15 protein-coding genes and 1 pseudogene are annotated in these 18,689 nt (G+C 72.1%); 13 read left to right on the top strand and 3 right to left on the bottom strand.

The window, feature by feature from the left end:
- Window positions 1–16: 16 nt before the first annotated feature.
- Window positions 17–322 (bottom strand): WhiB family transcriptional regulator, encoded by a 306-nt coding sequence (locus tag LX83_RS13265; RefSeq protein ID WP_301328123.1) that lies wholly within the window; start codon window positions 320–322, stop codon window positions 17–19.
- Window positions 323–544: 222 nt separating this feature from the next.
- Between LX83_RS13265 and LX83_RS38885 the strand changes: the two are divergent.
- The 6 genes and pseudogenes from LX83_RS38885 to LX83_RS13235 all read left to right on the top strand — a co-directional run.
- Window positions 545–799: pseudogene (locus LX83_RS38885) on the top strand (MerR family transcriptional regulator); the annotation flags it as partial.
- A 141-nt stretch (window positions 800–940) separates the two neighbouring features.
- Complete coding sequence (locus tag LX83_RS13255) at window positions 941–1,696, top strand: MerR family transcriptional regulator (protein ID WP_253771195.1); 756 nt, start codon at window positions 941–943, stop codon at window positions 1,694–1,696.
- A 465-nt stretch (window positions 1,697–2,161) separates the two neighbouring features.
- Window positions 2,162–3,394 (top strand): hypothetical protein, encoded by a 1,233-nt coding sequence (locus LX83_RS13250; protein WP_253770897.1) that lies wholly within the window; start codon window positions 2,162–2,164, stop codon window positions 3,392–3,394.
- The gene (locus tag LX83_RS13245; protein ID WP_015805222.1) at window positions 3,391–3,987 is read left to right on the top strand and encodes a response regulator transcription factor; all 597 of its coding nucleotides are present in this window, start codon (window positions 3,391–3,393) and stop codon (window positions 3,985–3,987) included. The genes LX83_RS13250 and LX83_RS13245 overlap by 4 nt, the downstream gene beginning before the upstream one ends.
- A gap of 830 nt (window positions 3,988–4,817) precedes the next feature.
- Window positions 4,818–5,390 carry a sigma-70 family RNA polymerase sigma factor gene (locus LX83_RS13240; protein ID WP_253770895.1) on the top strand — a complete coding sequence of 191 codons (573 nt, stop codon included), beginning with the start codon at window positions 4,818–4,820 and terminating at the stop codon, window positions 5,388–5,390.
- A complete protein-coding gene (locus LX83_RS13235; RefSeq protein ID WP_253770893.1) occupies window positions 5,391–6,491 on the top strand; it encodes an anti-sigma-D factor RsdA in 1,101 nt (366 codons plus the stop codon).
- Between the two features lie 280 nt (window positions 6,492–6,771).
- Here LX83_RS13235 and LX83_RS13230 read toward each other — a convergent pair whose 3' ends face one another.
- The gene (locus LX83_RS13230; RefSeq protein WP_253770891.1) at window positions 6,772–7,158 is read right to left on the bottom strand and encodes a DUF5319 domain-containing protein; all 387 of its coding nucleotides are present in this window, start codon (window positions 7,156–7,158) and stop codon (window positions 6,772–6,774) included.
- Window positions 7,159–7,283: 125 nt separating this feature from the next.
- Here LX83_RS13230 and guaB point away from each other — a divergent pair, with 125 nt between their 5' ends.
- From guaB to LX83_RS13200, 6 genes are all read left to right on the top strand, one after another.
- Window positions 7,284–8,795, top strand: coding sequence for an IMP dehydrogenase (gene guaB, locus LX83_RS13225; RefSeq protein WP_253770888.1), 1,512 nt, complete (start codon window positions 7,284–7,286; stop codon window positions 8,793–8,795).
- 315 nt (window positions 8,796–9,110) lie between these two features.
- Window positions 9,111–10,256 carry a GuaB3 family IMP dehydrogenase-related protein gene (locus LX83_RS13220; RefSeq protein ID WP_253770886.1) on the top strand — a complete coding sequence of 382 codons (1,146 nt, stop codon included), beginning with the start codon at window positions 9,111–9,113 and terminating at the stop codon, window positions 10,254–10,256.
- A gap of 50 nt (window positions 10,257–10,306) precedes the next feature.
- Entirely contained in the window at window positions 10,307–10,828 is a 522-nt protein-coding gene (locus LX83_RS13215; protein ID WP_253770884.1) for a GNAT family N-acetyltransferase, read from the top strand.
- Window positions 10,829–10,897: 69 nt separating this feature from the next.
- Window positions 10,898–12,619, top strand: a complete 1,722-nt coding sequence (locus LX83_RS13210) for a GMC family oxidoreductase (RefSeq protein WP_253770882.1) — start codon at window positions 10,898–10,900, stop codon at window positions 12,617–12,619.
- 103 nt (window positions 12,620–12,722) lie between these two features.
- A complete protein-coding gene (locus LX83_RS37810; protein ID WP_301328121.1) occupies window positions 12,723–13,523 on the top strand; it encodes a TetR/AcrR family transcriptional regulator C-terminal domain-containing protein in 801 nt (266 codons plus the stop codon).
- Between the two features lie 66 nt (window positions 13,524–13,589).
- Window positions 13,590–15,152: an FAD-binding oxidoreductase gene (locus LX83_RS13200; protein WP_253770879.1), complete on the top strand. Its 1,563-nt coding sequence runs from the start codon at window positions 13,590–13,592 to the stop codon at window positions 15,150–15,152.
- 204 nt (window positions 15,153–15,356) lie between these two features.
- Here LX83_RS13200 and LX83_RS13195 read toward each other — a convergent pair whose 3' ends face one another.
- Window positions 15,357–16,802 (bottom strand): aldehyde dehydrogenase family protein, encoded by a 1,446-nt coding sequence (locus LX83_RS13195; RefSeq protein WP_253770877.1) that lies wholly within the window; start codon window positions 16,800–16,802, stop codon window positions 15,357–15,359.
- A gap of 220 nt (window positions 16,803–17,022) precedes the next feature.
- On the opposite strand from LX83_RS13195, the gene guaA reads away from it, so the two are divergent.
- A complete protein-coding gene (gene guaA, locus LX83_RS13190; RefSeq protein ID WP_253770875.1) occupies window positions 17,023–18,615 on the top strand; it encodes a glutamine-hydrolyzing GMP synthase in 1,593 nt (530 codons plus the stop codon).
- Window positions 18,616–18,689 lie beyond the last annotated feature (74 nt).

The raw sequence follows: 18,689 nt of genomic DNA, 5'->3' as shown, positions 1-18,689 counted from the left end.
GACAGGTTCGGCCTGGTCACGAGCCCTGCGCGAGCAGCAGCTCGCGCTTGCGCGACTTGATGATGGCGTCGCGTTCGGATTCGGACAGCCCGCCCCAGATGCCGTAGGGCTCCTGCACGGTCAGTGCGTGCTTGCGGCACATCTCCAGTACGGGGCAGGTCTGACAAACCGCCTTGGCCCGTGCTTCCCTCCTGGCCCGCGCGGGGCCTCGTTCACCGTCGGGATGGAAGAAGAACGCGCTGTCCATCCCACGGCAGGAACCACGAAGCTGCCAGTCCCAGATGTCGGCGTTTGGTCCAGGGAGTCTCCGGGTGTCTGCCATCGAGACTGCCTCCTCATCGCGTGGGCGATGTCATGTGGACTGCGTCAGTGGCTTGCTCCATTCGGCTTAACGGAGCTTCACGGTAAAACCGCTTCAAAGGTTGTTCAAGACCTCAACCTGGGGAAGTTGGCCAATTCAGCCGATGGGTAGGGGGTCAACCGTCCGTGGTCGCCTCGCCGTCCACTTGCCTCCCGGATGAGGTGAACCCACGATGTCCACGTGATGACGACACCGGATTCCACGTCGGCCGGTAGTCACACGAGCCCCGAGAGGGAACACCGGTCACACCCCACCGAGATCGTCCTCACGGACAGCGACGACGCGGGCGGGGAGCCCAGGCTGACCGTGGCCGCCGTGGCCAGACGCCTCGGGGTGGCTCCAGCGACCCTGCGCACCTGGGACCGGCGCTACGGACTCGGGCCCAGCAATCACACGAGTGGGCGACACCGTCGGTACGGACCGCAGGACATCGCCCGGTTGGAGACCATGCAGCGGGCTCTGCTGCGTGGCGCCTCCCCGGCTGAGGCCGCCAGATACGCCCTTGCCGGTCCCGCGTCCGGTGACCAGCCATCCCCAGGAGACCGACTTTTCGCGGCACGACCGGGGGACCCCGATCGGGTGAGCGCCGCCGCGGACCAGCCCCCCACCCGGACCGACGGCGCCCATGACCACCCGGTGTTGCTCAGCGGTGTGTTCGAGTCGGGGGTGGGCACACCAGCCAACACCGGTGGCCGTGGCCTGCGCATGCCAGGGGCCGGCCGGCGGGCCAGGGGGCTGGGGCGCGCGGTGCTGGCCCTGGACTCGACCACGGCGCAGCAGCTGTTGGCCGAGGAGGTGGCTGAGCACGGGCTGATCAGCACGTGGGAGAACCTGGTCCAGCCGGTGTCGCGGGCCCTGACCGAGCGCTGGGAGATCTCCGGTGCCGGCGTTGAGGCGACGCACCTGCTCACCGAGTGCGTGGTGGCCGTCATGGTGCGGGCGACCCCGCTGGTCACCCAGCCGCGCAACCCACGCCCCGTGCTGTTGGCCGGCATGCCCGAGGAACGGCACAGCCTGCCGCTCTACCCGCTGGCCGCGGTGCTGGCCACCCGGGGCATCGCGACCAGGCAGTTCGGCGCGGCCCTGCCGGCGCGCGCGCTGATCGCGGCGGTCCGCCGAACCGCGCCGGCCGCCGTGGTGCTGTGGGCGCAGCTGCCCAGGCACGCCGACCCGGACGTGCTCGACGCGCTGCCCAGGACCAGGCAGCCGGCCAGGGTGTTCGTGGGCGGGCCGGGCTGGGAGCACACGACCGCCCCGCCGTCGGTGCACCGGATCACCGACCTGGCCGAAGCGGCCACCCTGGTCGAACAGGCGGTCGCCGACGACAACCCCTGACCGCCACCGCGGCCCCGGGCCCCACCGCCCCCATCCGCCCCGCGACCAGCGGAAACCACGACCCACACCCGACTCGCCCCACCACGGCGCCGACCCGCGCCAGGCGAGGCAACTCCCCCAGGGCAGCCCCCCACCCTCCCGGGGGGCGAGCCCCGCTCCAGCCTATCGACGGCAGCCGGAGAAATCAGGACCTCGATCAGTGGCTGTGGATAACTCGCTGCCCTGTGGATAACCCGGCTGCCGGGTGGAACGACCGATCACCGCTCCTGCCTGGGCTTTTCAGTTCTCGTTCACCTGAATGGCGGTGCGTGAGGTGTCAACTCGCGCACGCTGAACGGTCAACTCGCGGTGCGCGAGGGTGCAACTCGCGGGCGCGGAGGTGTCGACTCGCGCGGTGGCGAGGGGGGATCGCGGGAGACCGAACCGAGAATGTGGGGGGAATCACAATGGTTGTGGTGGGTGGGGGTGCAGTTCACGCGGAGCGTCCGGGCGGTTGGCCAGGATGACGTGGTGATCGACGACGCCAGCCTGGTCCGCGCCGCCTTCGGAGACCTGCCCGGGGCGGACGTCAGCGCGATATCGCCCGCTGATCGCCCAACCCGCCGGTGGCTGGCCGGGGTCGTGCTCGGCGCGCAGGGCCGGTACGCCGCCGCGGCCACCCTGCTCGGCCCGCTGCGCGCGGTCCGCGACCCCGTGCTGGCCTCCCTCGCCGCGAGCACACTGGCCGCGCACCGCCGGCAACTCGGTGGGCATGTGGCCGCGCGCCGATTGGACGCCGAAGCACTGACCCATCTGGCCCAGCTCGGACGACCAGGGGTGACCAGGTCGGTCGAGGAGTTGGTGCTGGCCGAGGCCGCCGGGGTGACCGAGTCGGCCGCCCGGGTGGACGCGCTGCTGGGGTTGGCCGCGGACGCGGTCGGATTGGGTCGGGTCGACGAGGCCAGGCGGTTGCTCGCCGCGGCCGAACGGGAACTGGGGCTGGAGCGGCAACCGGAGCGGCGAGGTCGGCCGGGTCGGCGCGGTGGAGCGGGAGAAACCGGGCCACCGCCACTGCCGCAGCCGGCGGACTGGCGTGGACAGGTGCGCGCCGGATGGGTTGGCGCCGAGATCGAACTGGCCGCCGGCCGGGCCGAGGCGGCTGTTCCGCTGGCCGAGGCCGCTGGTCGGCTGGCGCGAACGGCCGGCGCTGCCCGTCACGTGCTCAAGTCCGATCTCGTGCTGGGCACGGCCCTGGCGGTGGCCGGCCAGGCCGAGTCCGGGATCGGCGAGGTGGTGGCCGGTAGCACCGTGGTCGGCCGGGATGAGGACGCGGCAGGGAGCGCCATCGCTCGGTTGCCCACGTGCATTGCGCTACTCGGGTGTGTGTTAAATCACACCGTGGATCTGGGGCTGCTTTCGCTCGTTTGGCCGGCAGCGTTGGTGCTCGCGCAACATGCCCCGGATGAGTCGGCGGAACTTCTCGACTGGGCTAACAACGCTCTGAGCTGCGTATTACGTGCCGCCGACCCGATTGGCCGGCGGATTGCGGCGGCTTCCCCGTGGGTGCCGTCGGCACTGCTCCATTCCGGGGAACCCCCGAATGCGGCCGGCTGGGCGAAGTTCTTGACGGATAAAGCACCAGATCGTGTCAAGGTTGGGGCTCAAGCGTCCGATAGGGGATGTGGAACGTCACTCGGCTGCAGGAAGGAGTCCCCGTGACGACGGTCCTGATTTGCGACGACCGGCGCAGTGTGCGGGAGGGTCTCACCCGTGTGATGTCGGCTGTCCCCGGGGTGAGTCGCATCGACTGCGTAGCGCACGGTGACGAGCTGTTGGCCCGCTTCTCCCGGCAGCCGGTCGACGTCGTACTGGTTGGTACCCAGCGCGCCGTCCCGACCGGGGTGGAAGCGACCCGCCGGCTCGTCTCAGCAAACCCGCAAGCGAACGTGATCGTGTTCGGCGCACCCGACGACGCCGGCAGCATCGCGGCCGCCATAGCTGGCGGAGCCCGCGGTTACCTGCGTTGGGACGCCTCGCGTCCCGAACTGGTCGCCGCCCTCGCGCACACCTTGGCCAGCACCTCGGTGCCGGCGCCCCGACAGCCGTCAGATCCTGGAGTTCAGCTGACCGAGCGTGAACTCCAGGTGTTGCGCGGCATGAGCCAGGGCAAGAGCAACGGACAGATCGGGCGTGAGCTCTACCTGTCCGAGGACACAGTCAAGACGCACGCGCGTCGCCTGTTCCGCAAGCTCGGGGTACGGGACCGCGCCCAGGCGGTCGCCCACGGCTTCCGCCGTGGCCTCGTGTCCTGAAACCCCACCACGCCGTCTCAGGAGTCCCATCCTGAACCCGTCCGGCAACAACCGTGTCTAGCCCGACGAAAGCCAGTCGTCGGGCTAGACACGGTTGTGCGTCTGGAGTTGTCCAGGTTGTGGTCAGCCGGGCAGTGCCGGCTGGGCCGGTAGCCGCGGTCGGTGTCTGAACCGGGCTGGTGTCTGAGCCGGGCTGTACCGCTCGGGCTCGATTCCGTTGCCACGTGCCTGCCGTCGGTGCCGGGTCCGTCGGTGCCGCCGGTGCCGGCTTCTGCCGGTGTCGGCTTCTGCCGGTGCTGAGTCGGTCGGTGCTGAACTTGGTCGGGGCTGACCTGGTTGGTGTTGGATCCGCGGCTGCTGTCTGCTCGGGCACTTCCCCCGGACGCGGTCACCCGTGTCCGACCGGCCCAGTCGGCGCTGGGACGGTTGGCCTGTTGCGACCGGGGCGGCACTGGGCCGAATGGCTGCTGGCCGAGCGCGCGTCGGACTGGATGCTGGGTTACGTCCGTGAAAACACGGCCGCTGGGCCGCTGTTCGTGCACGGAACGTGGGCCGGGGACGCGCGAGCCTCGAAGCGAGGAGCGAGCGTCGAGGGACGACGACGGCGGAGCGAAGCCGGGCGGAGTGGGGCTGGTGAGCCGAAGGGGGATGGGCGTGTTGCGCTGGGTGGGGACACATAGCACCGAGGCGCGCAAACCCCTGTCTTGCCCCACCGGCCCGGAGGGATCACGTCGACCGGTACGGTTACCGTCACCGGTATGGGCGATGTGGGCCTCCCATGCCGTTCGTTGTCGGTACGCCTACCAGTAACACCAGGGCTGTTGTCTGCGATGACCAACTTGGGGGACGGACTGGACGCCGAAGTAGGCGCTGCTGTCGAAGGCGATCGCCGGGCGGTGGAGCGCCTGCTGGCGTCGATCCGTCCCTTGGTGGTGCGGTACTGCCGTGCCCGTGTCGGGAGGCAGGAGCGGTCCTTCGCTTCGGCGGACGACGTGGCCCAGGAGGTGTGTCTCGCGGTGCTCACGGCGCTGCCCAGCTACCGCGACCAGGGACGGCCGTTTTTGGCCTTTGTGTACGGCATCGCCGCGCACAAGGTCGCCGACGCACATCGGTCGGCGGCGCGGAACCGCTCCGAGCCGGTTCCCGAGGTTCCGGACGCTCCCGAAACCGAAGCCGGCCCAGAACAGCGGGCCATGCAGGGCGAGTTGTCTGAGCGGATGGCGAAGCTCCTGCGCATCCTGCCCGAGAAGCAGCGAGAGATCTTGCTGCTCAGGGTGGTGGTCGGGTTGTCGGCCGAGGAAACCGCCGAGGCGGTGGGCTCGACTCCCGGTGCGGTCCGGGTGGCACAGCACCGTGCGCTGGCCCGGCTCCGCAAGACGCTGGCAGCGGAGGAGGTGGTCTGAGTGGCCGAGCAACACGCCAACGGCGATGAGGAGATCGTGCGCAGCGAGTCGAAGGAAGCCGCACTCACCTCGGGCGACCCGTTGACTGGGCAGAACGTGACTGGACAGGACTTGACCGACCAGGTCCCTCAGAAAACCGGACAGGCCCCTGGGGAGCGGGGCGACGCAGGCGGCGACCTGGCGGCGAGCGCGGCACCGGGCGAGGCCGCTGGCGAGAACCGGCCCACCGAGCCGGGTCCGGTGGATGCCGAGACGCCCCAGCCGGACGACGTCGCGGCCATCCGCGCGGACGACATCCTGTTGAACGCCCTGGGCGGCAGCGAGCCCGAGGCCGCCGAGAACCTCGCCGACCAGGAACTCAACAGCCTGTTGCTGGCCTGGCGGCGGGACGTCGACAGCGAGCGGATCGGTGAACTCGTCGACACGGACACCGCTCTGGCCACGCTGATGGCGGCGCGCAAGCCGGTCCGCAACCGGCACCGGTTCCTGGTCCCGTTCGCCGCCGCCGCCGCTGTCCTGGTGATCACCTTCACCGGTGTCGGGTTGGCCGCCAGGGACGCGCGGCCCGGTGACGCGCTGTGGGCGGTGGCCCAGGTGCTGTACTCCGAGCACGCCCGCTCGGTCGAGGCCGCGGCATCCGTGCAGACCGAGTTGGACAGTGCGGGCACGGCACTGCGCGAGGGACGGATCGCCGACGCCAGGACCGCGCTGGACCGGGCCGGGGACACCCTGCCGTCGGTGTCCAGAGATGACGGCCAGGCCGACCTGGTCGCCAGACATGAGTCCCTGGTCCAGCAGCTTCCCGACGCGCCAGTGCTGCCCGACCTGACCAGCACCAGCAGCCAGTCCAGCACGCAGTCGGTGCCGTCGCCCAGCCACAGCCCCAGCGCACCGCCCAGCAGCACCCTCGACCCCACCTCACCGCCCGTTCCGTCGAGCCCCCCGCCGCCGGCGCAGGAGAGCAGCTCGTCAGTCTCGTCCCCGAGCAGCACGCGGGAAGAACCGAACCCGCCGATCGACACCGGTGTGACCACCCCGGGTGGGCAGCGTCCGGAATCCTCCAACAACGGCAACGGAACGCAGAGCGAGAGCAACAACTGAGCGGCAGTTGGTTCTGGCCCGGTCAATTCCTGGGGATGAGTTCGAGAATCGACTGACAACACACATCGGTCAGCGCCAATCGTCAGGCCCGCGCGATTCAGCACCACCGTGGCCGGTCGCCGATATCGACAGCCGCCACCGCCATCGCCACCGAGGAGCCCGCCAGCAACGAGCGGCTGGCTCCTCGGTTTTTTCGTTCACCCACCTCGGTTTTTCGCACGCCGCCCGGCGAATCGAATTCCCGCTGGCGCGGCCCGCACCCGCTGCCCGGGCAGCCCGATCAGCGCGCGCTTTCGGTCGCTGTTACCCCGTCCACGAAACCCCGGCAGTACTCCCAGCTGACGTACCTGGCCGGGTCGGGGTCGAAGGCCGGCTCGTGCGGGCGCATCCGCCCGTCGGCGAGCAGCTGTTCCAGGCTGGCACGCAGCAGGGCCCAGTCGTGGTAGTGCGGCTCCTCACACTCCCCGCAGTCGACCACGATGCCGCGGATGCCTCGCGGCTCCAACAACGTCTGATAAACGGCCAGGTCGCTGAGGTCGTCGAGGAGTTCCGTCCGTTCGTCCTCGCCCAGCGGCTGGAACGGGTCCTCGTCGGGCTCGCCCAACTCCCGTGCGGGGTCGTCCGGGTCACCCGCGAAGGGGTCTGGGGGCAACGCTTCGTGCGGCACGATCCCGCACGGTACCCGGCGGGTGCCCCGCCAGGTCCAGATACCATGGGTTCGAGGCCACCGCCTGCGGAAACCCCACGGCGCGGGCGGTGCGAACAGCGTCAAAGGAAGGTCCACCACCAGTCATGACCAGCGAGCACAACGCTGACGGAATCCCACCCAAGTTCGCGATGCTCGGCCTGACCTTCGATGACGTTCTGCTGTTGCCGGCCGAGTCGGACGTCGTGCCCAGCAGCGTGGACACGTCGACCAGGCTGTCCCGCAACGTCGCGTTGCGGATTCCGCTGGTCTCGGCCGCCATGGACACGGTGACCGAGGCCCGGATGGCCATCGCCATGGCCCGCCAGGGTGGCATCGGCGTTCTCCAGCGCAACCTGCCGATCGACGTGCAGGCCGGGCAGGTGGAGACGGTGAAGCGGTCCGAGGCCGGCATGGTCACCGACCCGGTGACCTGCTCGCCCGAGGACACCCTGGCCGACGTGGACGCGCTGTGCGCGCGGTTCCGCATCTCCGGGGTGCCGGTCACCGACACCGACGGCACCCTGGTGGGCATCATCACCAACCGCGACATGCGCTTCGAGGTGGACCACACCCGGCAGGTCAAGGAAGTGATGACCAAGGGGCCGCTGGTCACCGCCCAGGTCGGGGTGTCGGCTGAGGCCGCGCTGGGCCTGCTGCGCCGGCACAAGGTCGAGAAGTTGCCGATCGTGGACGGCGCCGGCAAGCTGCGTGGGCTGATCACCGTCAAGGACTTCGTCAAGACCGAGCAGTACCCGCTGGCCACCAAGGACCGGGACGGCCGGCTGCTGTGCGGGGCCGCGGTGGGCGTTGGCGCGGACGCCGTTGCCAGGGCCATGGCCCTGGTGGACGCCGGCGTGGACGTGCTGATGGTGGACACCGCGCACGGGCACCAGCGCAACGTGGTGGAGATGGTGGCCCGGTTGAAGAAGGAACTGGGCGACTCGGTCGACGTGGTCGGCGGCAACGTGGCCACCCGCGCGGGCGCCCAGGCGCTGGTCGACGCGGGCGCGGACGGCGTCAAGGTCGGGGTGGGCCCGGGTTCGATCTGCACCACGCGCGTCATCGCCGGCGTGGGTGTGCCGCAGATCAGCGCGGTGTACGAGGCTGACCAGGCGTGTCGGCCGGCCGGGGTGCCGGTGATCGCCGACGGTGGCATCCAGTACTCCGGTGACATCGCCAAGGCGGTGGCCGCGGGGGCGAGCGCGGTGATGCTGGGCAGCCTGCTGGCCGGCACGGCCGAGGCGCCCGGTGAGCTGATCCTGGTGAACGGCAAGCAGTTCAAGACCTACCGGGGCATGGGGTCGCTGGGCGCGATGCGCTCGCGCGGCGAGGCCAAGTCGTTCTCCAAGGACCGCTACTTCCAGGACGACGTGTTCTCCGAGGACAAGCTGGTTCCGGAGGGCATCGAGGGGCGGGTTCCGTTCCGCGGGCCGCTGTCGCAGGTGGTGGACCAGCTGGTCGGCGGGTTGCGGTCGGGCATGGGCTACACCGGCTCGCGGACCATCGCCGAGCTGCAGCAGGCCCAGCTGGTGCGGATCACCGCGGCCGGCCTGAAGGAGAGCCACCCGCACGACATCACCATGACGGTCGAGGCGCCCAACTACACGACCCGCTAGCACACGTGGGCGCGCTCCGCCCCGAATTCACCCGTTGGTGAGGGGAGTTGTCCACAGCCCCGCCGGTTGTGCACAACTTCCCCCGGCCCGGTGTTGTCCCAGGCCGCGGCGGATAGGCTGGCCAGGGGCTCGCCCCCCGGGAGGGTGGGGGCTGGACTTCGGCGGGGTGGATGAGGCGCGGTACGGGGCTGGGGTGCTGCTGGTCGGGTGGTTGTCGGGTGGTGGCGCGCCCGGCTGGACGGGTGCCCAGGTGGACGGGTGCCCAGGTGGGTGGGGAAACAGCGCCAGCAAGCAGTCAGCAAGAAAGGACTTCACGTGCGGGATCTGGTCGAGATCGGCATTGGTCGGACCGCTCGGCGGGCCTACGAGCTGGACGACGTGGAGATCATCCCGTCTCGGCGGACCCGGTCCTCCAAGGACGTGTCCACGGCCTGGCAGATCGACGCATACCGGTTTGAGATCCCGCTGGTCACCCACCCCACGGACGCGATCGTGTCGCCGCGCACCGCGGTGGCCGTGGGCGAACTCGGTGGCCTGGGCGTGCTCAACGCCGAAGGGCTGTGGGCCCGCCACGCCGACGTGGACGAGGTGCTGTTCCGGCTGGTGCAGGCCGTGGAGGAGAGCGCGGAGAGCGGCGAGGACCTGGCCGGCCCGGTGCGCCTGCTGCAGGAGCTGCACGCCGCGCCGGTGCGGATGGACCTGATCACCGAGGCGATCCGGCAGGTCCGCGAGTCCGGTGTGACCGTGGCGGTGCGGGTCAGCCCGCAGCACGCCGCCGAACTCACCCCCGACCTGCTGGCCGCCGGCGTGGAGATCCTGGTCGTGCAGGGCACCATCATCTCGGCCGAGCACGTGGCCAGGAACGGCGAGCCGCTCAACCTCAAGCGGTTCATCGCGGACCTGGACGTGCCGGTGATCGCCGGTGGGGTGGGCGACTACCGCACCGCCATGCACCTGATGCGCACCGGGGCCGCCGGCGTGATCGTCGGCTACGGCTACGCGCCCGGTGTGACCAGCACCGACGCCGTGCTGGGCATTGGCGTGCCGATGGCCACCGCCATTGCCGACGCGGCCGCGGCCCGGCGGGACTACCTGGACGAGACCGGTGGTCGCTACGTGCACGTGCTCGCCGACGGCGGCATGCTGACCAGCGGTGACATCGCCAAGGCCATTGCCTGCGGGGCGGACGCGGTGATGCTGGGTGAGCCGCTGGCCGCCGCCACCGAGGCGCCCGGCCAGGGCCTGTACTGGACCGCCTCGGCCGCCCACCCCTCGGTGCCACGCAGCCACGTGTCCGCCGGCATCGACCAGGAGGTGGACCTGCGCACCCTGCTGTTCGGGCCGGCCACCGACCCGCGCGGCGTCACCAACCTGTTCGGCTCGCTGCGCCGGGCCATGGCCAAGACCGGCTACTCCGACCTCAAGGAGTTCCAGAAGGTCGGGCTGACCATCCGCGGCTGACCAGCGCCGCCGGCCGCACTGCGGACCACACACCGAGGGGGAGGACAGGCGTGCGCTCGCGTGCGGGGGACCGGCGTGTGGTGGCCGGTCGGGACGGTGTCGTGCTGGCCGAACCGGCAGCGGGCGACCAGGGCGTGCTCGACCAGGCCGGGGACGGTGCGTTCCAGGTCGACGTGGACTCCCGGCCGCTGCCCTACCTGCCGCCCAGGGGGCAGCTGGTGGTGGTCGACCAGGCCAGCGGTGAGCTGCTCGGCGACGTGGGCTGGATCCCCGTGCTGCACGGGCCGAGCGCGGCCTGCCAGGCCTGGAACATCGGCATCGACCTGCTGCCGGCGGCACGCGGGCGGGGCGTGGGCACGCTGGCGCAGCGACTGCTGGTCGAGCACCTGTTCGCCACCACGGCCGTGGACCGGATCGAGGCCAGCACGGACGTGGCCAACGTGGCCGAGCAGCGCGCCCTGGAACGGGCCGGGTTCCAGCGCGAAGGCGTGCTGCGCGGCGCCCAGCTGCGTGGCGGGCAGCGGCGGGACATCGTGCTCTACGGGGTGCTGCGCACTGACGTGAGCCGGTGACCGGCGGCGGACACACCACCACTGCATTGGGGGCTGGTGGCACCGGCGGTGGCGCCCTAACCTCGCCCCATGGCCTACCGACTCGCCAGTAACAACTGTTCGAATGGCCTGGACTACGACGTGGTGGTCGTGGGTTCCGGCTTCGGCGGCAGCGTCGCCGCCCTGCGGTTGACCGAGAAGGGCTACCGGGTCGCGGTGGTCGAGGCGGGTCGGCGGTTCGCCGACCACGAGTTCGCCAGGACCTCCTGGGACCTGCGCCGCTACCTGTGGGCGCCCCGCCTGGGCTGCTACGGCATCCAGCGCATCCACCTGCTGCGCAACGTCATGGTGTTGGCCGGGGCCGGGGTGGGCGGCGGATCCCTGGTCTACGCCAACACCCTCTACCGGCCGCTGCGGGCCTTCTACACCGACCGCCAGTGGGCGCACATCACCGACTGGGAGAGCGAGCTGGCCCCGTTCTACGACCAGGCCAGCCGGATGCTCGGGGTGGTGACCAACCCGACCACCACCCCCGCGGACGTGGTGATGCGGGGCGTGGCCGAGGACATGGGCGTGCCCGAGACCTACCACCCCACGCCGGTCGGGGTGTTCTTCGGCCAGCCGGGACAGCGGGCGGCCGACCCGTACTTCGGGGGCGTCGGCCCGGCGCGCACCGGGTGCACCGAGTGCGGCGCGTGCATGTCCGGCTGCCGGGTCGGGGCGAAGAACACGCTGGTCAAGAACTACCTCTACCTGGCGGAGCGGCACGGGGCGCAGGTGCTGCCGCTGACCACCGTGACCAGGCTGGCCCAGCGCGCCGACGGCAGCTGGCTGGTGGGCACCGAGCGCACCGGGCCGCTGCCCGGCCGGCACCGGCGCACCATCACCGCCGGCCAGGTCGTGCTCGCCGCGGGCACCTGGGGCACCCAGCAGCTGCTGCACCGGATGCGGGACCAGGGTCTGCTGCCCCGGCTCTCGCCCCGGCTCGGCGAGCTGACCAGGACCAACTCCGAGGCCATCGTGGGCAGCGGCCGGCTGTCGGTGGACCCGGAGCGCGACTTCACCCAGGGCGTGGCCATCACCTCGTCGTTCCACCCCACCCCGGACACCCACATCGAGCCGGTGCGCTTCGGCAGGGGCAGCAACCTGATGGGCCTGTTGCAGACCCTGGCCACGGACGGCTCGGCCAGCGTGCCGAGGTGGCGGCAGTTCCTGGACTACGCGGTCAGGCACCCGGTGACCACGGCGCGGCTGATGTCGGTGCGCCGGTGGAGCGAGCGGACCATGATCCTGCTGGTGATGCAGAGCCTGGACAACTCGATCACCACGTTCCTGCGGCGGGACCGGTTCGGCCGGGCCAGGCTCAGCTCCCGGCAGGGCCACGGCGAGCCCAACCCCACCTTCATTCCCGCCGGCTACCAGGCCAACCTGCGCACTGCCGAGCGGATCGGCGGGGTCGCCGGCGGCTCCTGGGGCGAGCTGTTCGACATCCCGCTGACCGCGCACTTCATCGGGGGCTGCGCCATCGCCGAGGACGCCGACCACGGGGTGATCGACCCCTACCACCGGGTGCACCACTACCCGGGCCTGTCCATCGTGGACGGTGCGGCGGTCTCGGCGAACCTGGGGGTCAACCCGTCGCTGACCATCGCGGCCCAGGCCGAGCGCGCCTTCGCCCTCTGGCCGAACAAGGGCGAGGCCGACCCGCGGCCGGCGCAGTCGAGCGGCTACCGCCGGGTGGCGCCGGTCGCGCCGAAGCGGCCGGCCGTGCCCGACCACGCGCCCGCGGCGCTGCGCCTGACCTCGACGTAGGCCCACCCGCCGGGCCGCAGGCACCACCGCGGCCGCCTGACGCCGTCAACAATCCCGGCCGGGGAGGTTGCTCTTACGACGTAAGCGCGTCAAGGATGTGTTCATGGTCAACCGACGCAGGTCCCGGCCGAGAGTCGGGCTGACCAGGGAACGCGTGCTCGACGCGGCGTTGGCGCTGGTGGACTCCGACGGCCTCGCCGGGCTGTCCATGCGCAAGCTGGGCGCCGCGCTGGGCGTTGAGGCGATGTCGCTCTACCACTACGTCCCCAACAAGGACGCGCTGCTGGACGGCCTGGTGGAACTGGTGCTGGGCATGGTGACCCCCGAGCCGCCGCCGCAGCACAGCAGCTGGCCGGACTGGGTCCGCCAGTTCGCGGTGGACTACCGGCAGGTCCTGCTGCGGCATCCCGCGGTGTTACCGCTGATGGCGACCAGGCCGATGCCCACCACCTCGGCCCTGACCACCGTGGAACTCGGGCTGCGGCGGCTGGTCCGCGCCGGGCTGACCGCCAGGCAGGCGCTGGACATCCTCAACTCGGTGACCACGTTCGTGCTCGGTCACGTGCTCATCGAGGCCAGGAAGGTGCCGGGGCACGAGGCCGCCGCGTTCACGCCGAACGCGATGCTGGTCGATCTGGACGAGGAGGTGTTTCCGCTGATCTCCCGGGCAATGAAGAAGGAAGGGGCGTTCGACGAGCAGGCGCGGTTCGAGTACGCCCTGAACGCCATGCTCGAAGGGTTCGCGCTGGCGGTGGCCAGGGCGGCGGACCAGGCAGCGGCAGGGCATCCGGTCGGCCGGGCGGCGGAGCGGGTGGACGGCCAGGTGGCAGACCAAGACCAGGTGGCAGGCCAGGTGGCAGGCCTCGACGCCGACCGATCGAGCACCGACCGCCCGACCGGCTGACTGGCAGGCCACCTCCGCCCCCGCTCGCGCGTCTAGTGGGAGCAGGACGGGCAAGGGAGGTTCGGCGTGGTGGTGACCAGGAGGACGGTGCTGCGCGGGCTGGGGGCCGGCGCACTGGGGGTGCTGGGCGTGGCCGGCGCCGGCACGCTCGCCGGCTGCTCCGACCGCGCCCAACCGCCCGGCGGCCCGACCGCCACGACCGGCGGTGCCACCCCCGCGACCCCGCCGGCCAGCACGGCCGCCTCGACCAGGCCACCGGACTGGGCCGGCCTGCGCGGCCGGCTCGCCGGTGAGCTGCTGTTACCCGGCGACCGCGGCTACGACGCGGCCAAGCGCTGCTACAACCCGCTGTTCGACCAGCGCCGGCCCGCGGCCGTGGCCCGCTGCCAGCGGGTGGCGGACGTGCAGGCGTGCGTGGCCGAGGCCGCGGCCACCCGCGTGCCGATCGCGGCCCGCTCCGGCGGGCACAGCTACGCCGGCTACTCCACGCCCGACGCCGGGCTCGTGGTGGACCTGCGCGGGCTGGCCGGCGTCGAGGTGCGCGCCGACGGCACCGCGGTGGTCGGTGCCGGCGCCCGGCTGATCGACGTCTACCAGGCGCTGGCCAAGGCCGGGCGGTGCCTGCCGGCCGGCAGCTGCCCCAGTGTCGGCGTCGCCGGCCTCACCCTCGGCGGCGGCATCGGCGTGCTCACCCGCAAGTACGGGCTGACCTGCGACCAGTTGACCGAGGCCGAGGTGGTGACCGCGGACGCGAGCGCGCGCACGGTCAGCGCGACCAGTGAGCCGGAGCTGTTCTGGGCGCTGCGCGGTGGGGGTGGCGGCAACTTCGGGGTGGTGACCTCGTTCACCTTCCGCACCGCGCCCGCGCCCGACCTGACCGTGTTCTCCCTGCGCTTCCCCGCCGGATCGGTGGCGCAGGTGCTGGGCGCCTGGCAGGACTGGTGCGCCGAGGCACCCGACGAGCTGTGGACCAACTGCGTGATCACCTCGGGCAGCCCGCCCACCTGTCGGGTCGGCGGCTGCTTCGTCGGGTCGACCGGCGCGCTCGCCCCGCACCTGGACGCCCTGGTGCGCGCGGCGGGCACCACGCCCAGCGCCCGGTTCAGCAACCAGCTGTCCTACCTGAACGCCATGCGCTACTTCGCCGGCTGCGCGCAGCGGTCGGTGGACGCCTGCCACCCCAGCGGCGAGGGCGGTGGACAGCTGGAGCGGGAGTCGTTCGCCGCGTCCTCAAGCGTGCTCGACCAGCCGCTGGCCGACCCGGACCAGCTGGTCGACCTGGTCACCGGGCACACCGACCTGGACGTGCTGCTGGACAGCCTGGGCGGTGCGGTCAGCCGGGTCGGCGCGGCCGACACCGCGTTCCCGCACCGGTCCGCGCTGGCCTCGGTGCAGGTCTACGCCGAGGTGACCGACGCGATCGGCCCGCAGCGGGCCACCAGCGCCATGCGCGAGGTGCGCGACGGCCTGGGCGCGCTGGTCGGCGGCGCCGGCTACGTCAACTACATCGACCCGGACCTGCCCGACTGGGCCACCGCCTACTACGGCGGCAACCTGGACCGGCTGCGCCGGGTGGCCGGCAGTTACGACCCGGACCGGGTGTTCGCGTTCGCCCAGGGCCTGGCCTGACCAGGCGGGCGAGCCCGGCGGCCGGCCGGCACGGGGGACGGGCGCGACGTCCCGGGGCAGGGCAGGCCGGGACAGGACAGGCCAGGTCAGGCCGGGGCCGGACAGGCCAGGTCAGGCCGGGGCCGGCCGGGGCCGGACCCGGGGTGGGACGACAGGTCCGGGAAGGGCCGGCCGGGGTGGGCCGGCCCCACGGCCCGGCGGGCGCTACAGGTCGATGCCGGTGAGCACCATGGTCCGCTGCTCGGTGAAGTCGGCCATGGCCGAGCGCACGCCCTCCCGGCCGGTGCCGGAGCCCTTGACCCCGCCGTAGGGCATCTGGTCGGCCCGGTAGGACGGCACGTCGCCGATGATCACCCCGCCGACCTCCAGCTCGGCCGCGGCCCGGAACGCCACCCGCACGTCCCGGGTGAACACGCCGGCCTGCAGCCCGTACTCGGTGTCGTTGGCCTCGGCGAACGCCTCGTCCACGCTGTCCACCACGGACACCACCAGCACCGGGCCGAACACCTCCTGGCCGCGCACCTTGGCGTCGGCCGGCACGTCGGTGAGCACGGTCGGCTGCACGCTGGTCCCGGTGCGGGCGCCCCCGGTCAGCACCCGCGCCCCCGCCGACACCGCCTCGGTGATCCACTGCTCCACGCGCCGCGCGTTGTCCTCGTCGATGAGCGGGCCCACCTCGACCTCGGGGTCGTGCGGGTCACCGGTTCGCAGCCCCTGCACGGCGTTGACCAGCGCGGGCACGAACTTGTCCGCCACGTCCCGGTGCACGATCACCCGCTGCACCGCGATGCAGGACTGGCCGGCCTGGTAGTTGCCGAACGTGGCGATCCGGCTGGCCGCCGTGTCCACGTCGGTCCAGTCCGGGCACACGATGGCCGCGCTGTTGCTGCCCAGCTCCATCAGCACGTGCTTGCGCGGTGCGGAGTCCATCAGCGACCAGCCGACGCCGGTCGAGCCGGTGAACGAGATGACCGGCAGCCGCTCGTCGGTGACCAGCGCGTTCATCTGGCTGCCGCGCACCGGCAGCACCGAGAACGCGCCCTCGGGCAGGTCGGTCTCGGCCAGCAGCTCACCCAGCAGCAGCGCGGACAGCGGCGTGCTGGACGCCGGCTTGACCACCACCGGCGAGCCGACCGCCAGCGCCGGGGCGACCTTGTGAGCGACCAGGTTCAGCGGGAAGTTGAACGGGGCGATGGCCAGCACCGGGCCCCGGCTGACCTGCCGGATCACCGCCATCCGGCCGGTGCCGCCCTGGTCGGTGTCCAGCCGCTGCAACTCGCCGGAGAACCGCCTGGCCTCCTCGGCGGCGAACCGGAAGGTGGCGACCGCCCGGTTCACCTCGACGTTGGCCCACTTCAGCGGCTTGCCGTTCTCGGCGGTGATGGTTTCGGCGATCTCCTCGGCCCGCTCGGCCAGGGCACGTGACACGTGCTCCAGCGCTGCCGCGCGCACGTGGGCCGGGGTGCGCCGGAAGCTCGCGGCCACCTCGGCGGCGGCCGCGACAGCCCGCTCCACCTGGTCCGGGCCGGGCACGGCCACCGAGGCGACCTCGGTGCCGTCGTAGGGGTGGGTGACGGTGAGTTCCCCCGCGCCCTGTTCGGGCCGGCCAGCGATCCAACAGGGTCGGGGCTGCGGAGTGATCGCATCCATGCCTCCACCGTATTCCCGCGCGCCCCACTCGGCACCGGCGGCGGTGGCACCCTGGAAGCAGAGGAGCGGTGTCCCCGCACGGCATCCGGTGGTGCTGGTCCGGCCGGCGGACCGAGCAGCCGGGCCCGGTGCGGCGCGCGACCGGGGGTGCCCGGCCTGCGACCGCCGTCACCTGGGACGATGACGGGGACAGCCCGATGTCGGAGGAGGTCCACCCCCCGTGCCAGAAAGCAGGGAGCCAGCCAGCTCGACCGCGCGTCCCGTGCTCGTCGTGGACTACGGCGCCCAGTACGCCCAGCTGATCGCCAGGAGGGTCCGCGAGGCGCAGGTGTACTCCGAGGTGGTGCCGCACACCGCGAGCGTGGCCGAACTCCTCGAACACAACCCTGCGGCCATCGTGCTCTCCGGCGGCCCGGCCAGCGTGTACGCGGACGGCGCACCAGCCGTCGACCCGGCCCTGTTCGACGCCGACGTGCCGGTGTTCGGCATCTGCTACGGCTTCCAGGCCATGGCCTCGGCGCTGGGCGGCACGGTCGAGCACACCGGCACCCGCGAGTTCGGCCGCACCGAACTGAACGTGCACGGCGCCGGCGGCCTGCTGCACGAGGACCTGCCCGGCCACCACCCGGTGTGGATGAGCCACGGTGACTGCGTGACCAAGGCCCCGGACGGCTTCGAGGTCACCGCGACCAGCGAGGGCGCGCCGGTGGCCGCGTTCGAGGACACCAAGCGCCGCTACGCGGGCGTGCAGTACCACCCGGAGGTCGCCCACTCGCCCTACGGCCAGGAGGTGCTCCGCCGCTTCCTGCACGAGGTCGCCGGCATCCGTCCGCAGTGGACGACGGCGTCGATCGTGGACGAGCAGGTGGCCAGGATCCGCGAGCAGATCGGCGACGGCCACGCCATCTGCGCGCTGTCCGGCGGGGTGGACTCGGCGGTGGCCGGCGCGCTCGTGCAGCGCGCCATCGGTGACCGGCTGACCTGCGTGTTCGTCGACCACGGCCTGCTGCGGGCCGGGGAGCGCGCCCAGGTGGAGCGGGACTTCGTCGCGGCCACCGGGGTCCGGCTGGTCACCGTGGACGCGCGGGAGCGGTTCCTGTCCGCGCTGGCCGGGGTCACCGATCCGGAGGAGAAGCGCAAGATCATCGGCCGGGAGTTCATCCGGGTCTTCGAGCAGGCCGCCCGCGACCTGCAGGCCGAGGCCGGTGAACACGGCCAGCACTACGACTACCTGGTGCAGGGCACGCTCTACCCGGACGTGGTGGAGTCCGGTGGCGGCACCGGCGCGGCCAACATCAAGAGCCACCACAACGTCGGCGGCCTGCCGGAGGACCTGGACTTCGAGCTGGTGGAGCCGCTGCGCGCGCTGTTCAAGGACGAGGTGCGCCGGGTCGGCACCGAGCTGGGCCTGCCCGAGACGATCGTGCACCGCCAGCCGTTCCCCGGCCCCGGTCTGGGCATCCGGATCATCGGTGAGGTCACCGCGCAGCGGCTGGAGGTGCTGCGCGCGGCCGACGCCATCGCCCGCGAGGAGCTGACCGCGGCCGGCCTGGACCGGGACATCTGGCAGTGCCCGGTGGTGCTGCTGGCCGACGTGCGCAGCGTGGGCGTGCAGGGCGACGGCCGCACCTACGGCCACCCCGTGGTGCTGCGCCCGGTGTCCAGCGAGGACGCCATGACCGCCGACTGGACGCGGCTGCCCTACGACGTGCTGGAACGCATCTCCACCCGGATCACCAACGAGGTCGCCGAGGTCAACCGCGTGGTGCTGGACGTGACCAGCAAGCCGCCGGGCACCATCGAGTGGGAGTGAGCGGCCCGACCGCGTCCGGCGACCGGGCAGCGTGACGACCACGGTCGGACGCGACGAGCGAGAACGACAACCGA

The sequence above is a fragment of the Goodfellowiella coeruleoviolacea genome (genome assembly GCF_024171785.1).
GTDB lineage: Bacteria > Actinomycetota > Actinomycetes > Mycobacteriales > Pseudonocardiaceae > Goodfellowiella > Goodfellowiella coeruleoviolacea.
The sequence above is the reverse complement of the archived record's forward strand: the minus strand, read 5'-3'. Positions and strand labels throughout refer to the sequence as shown.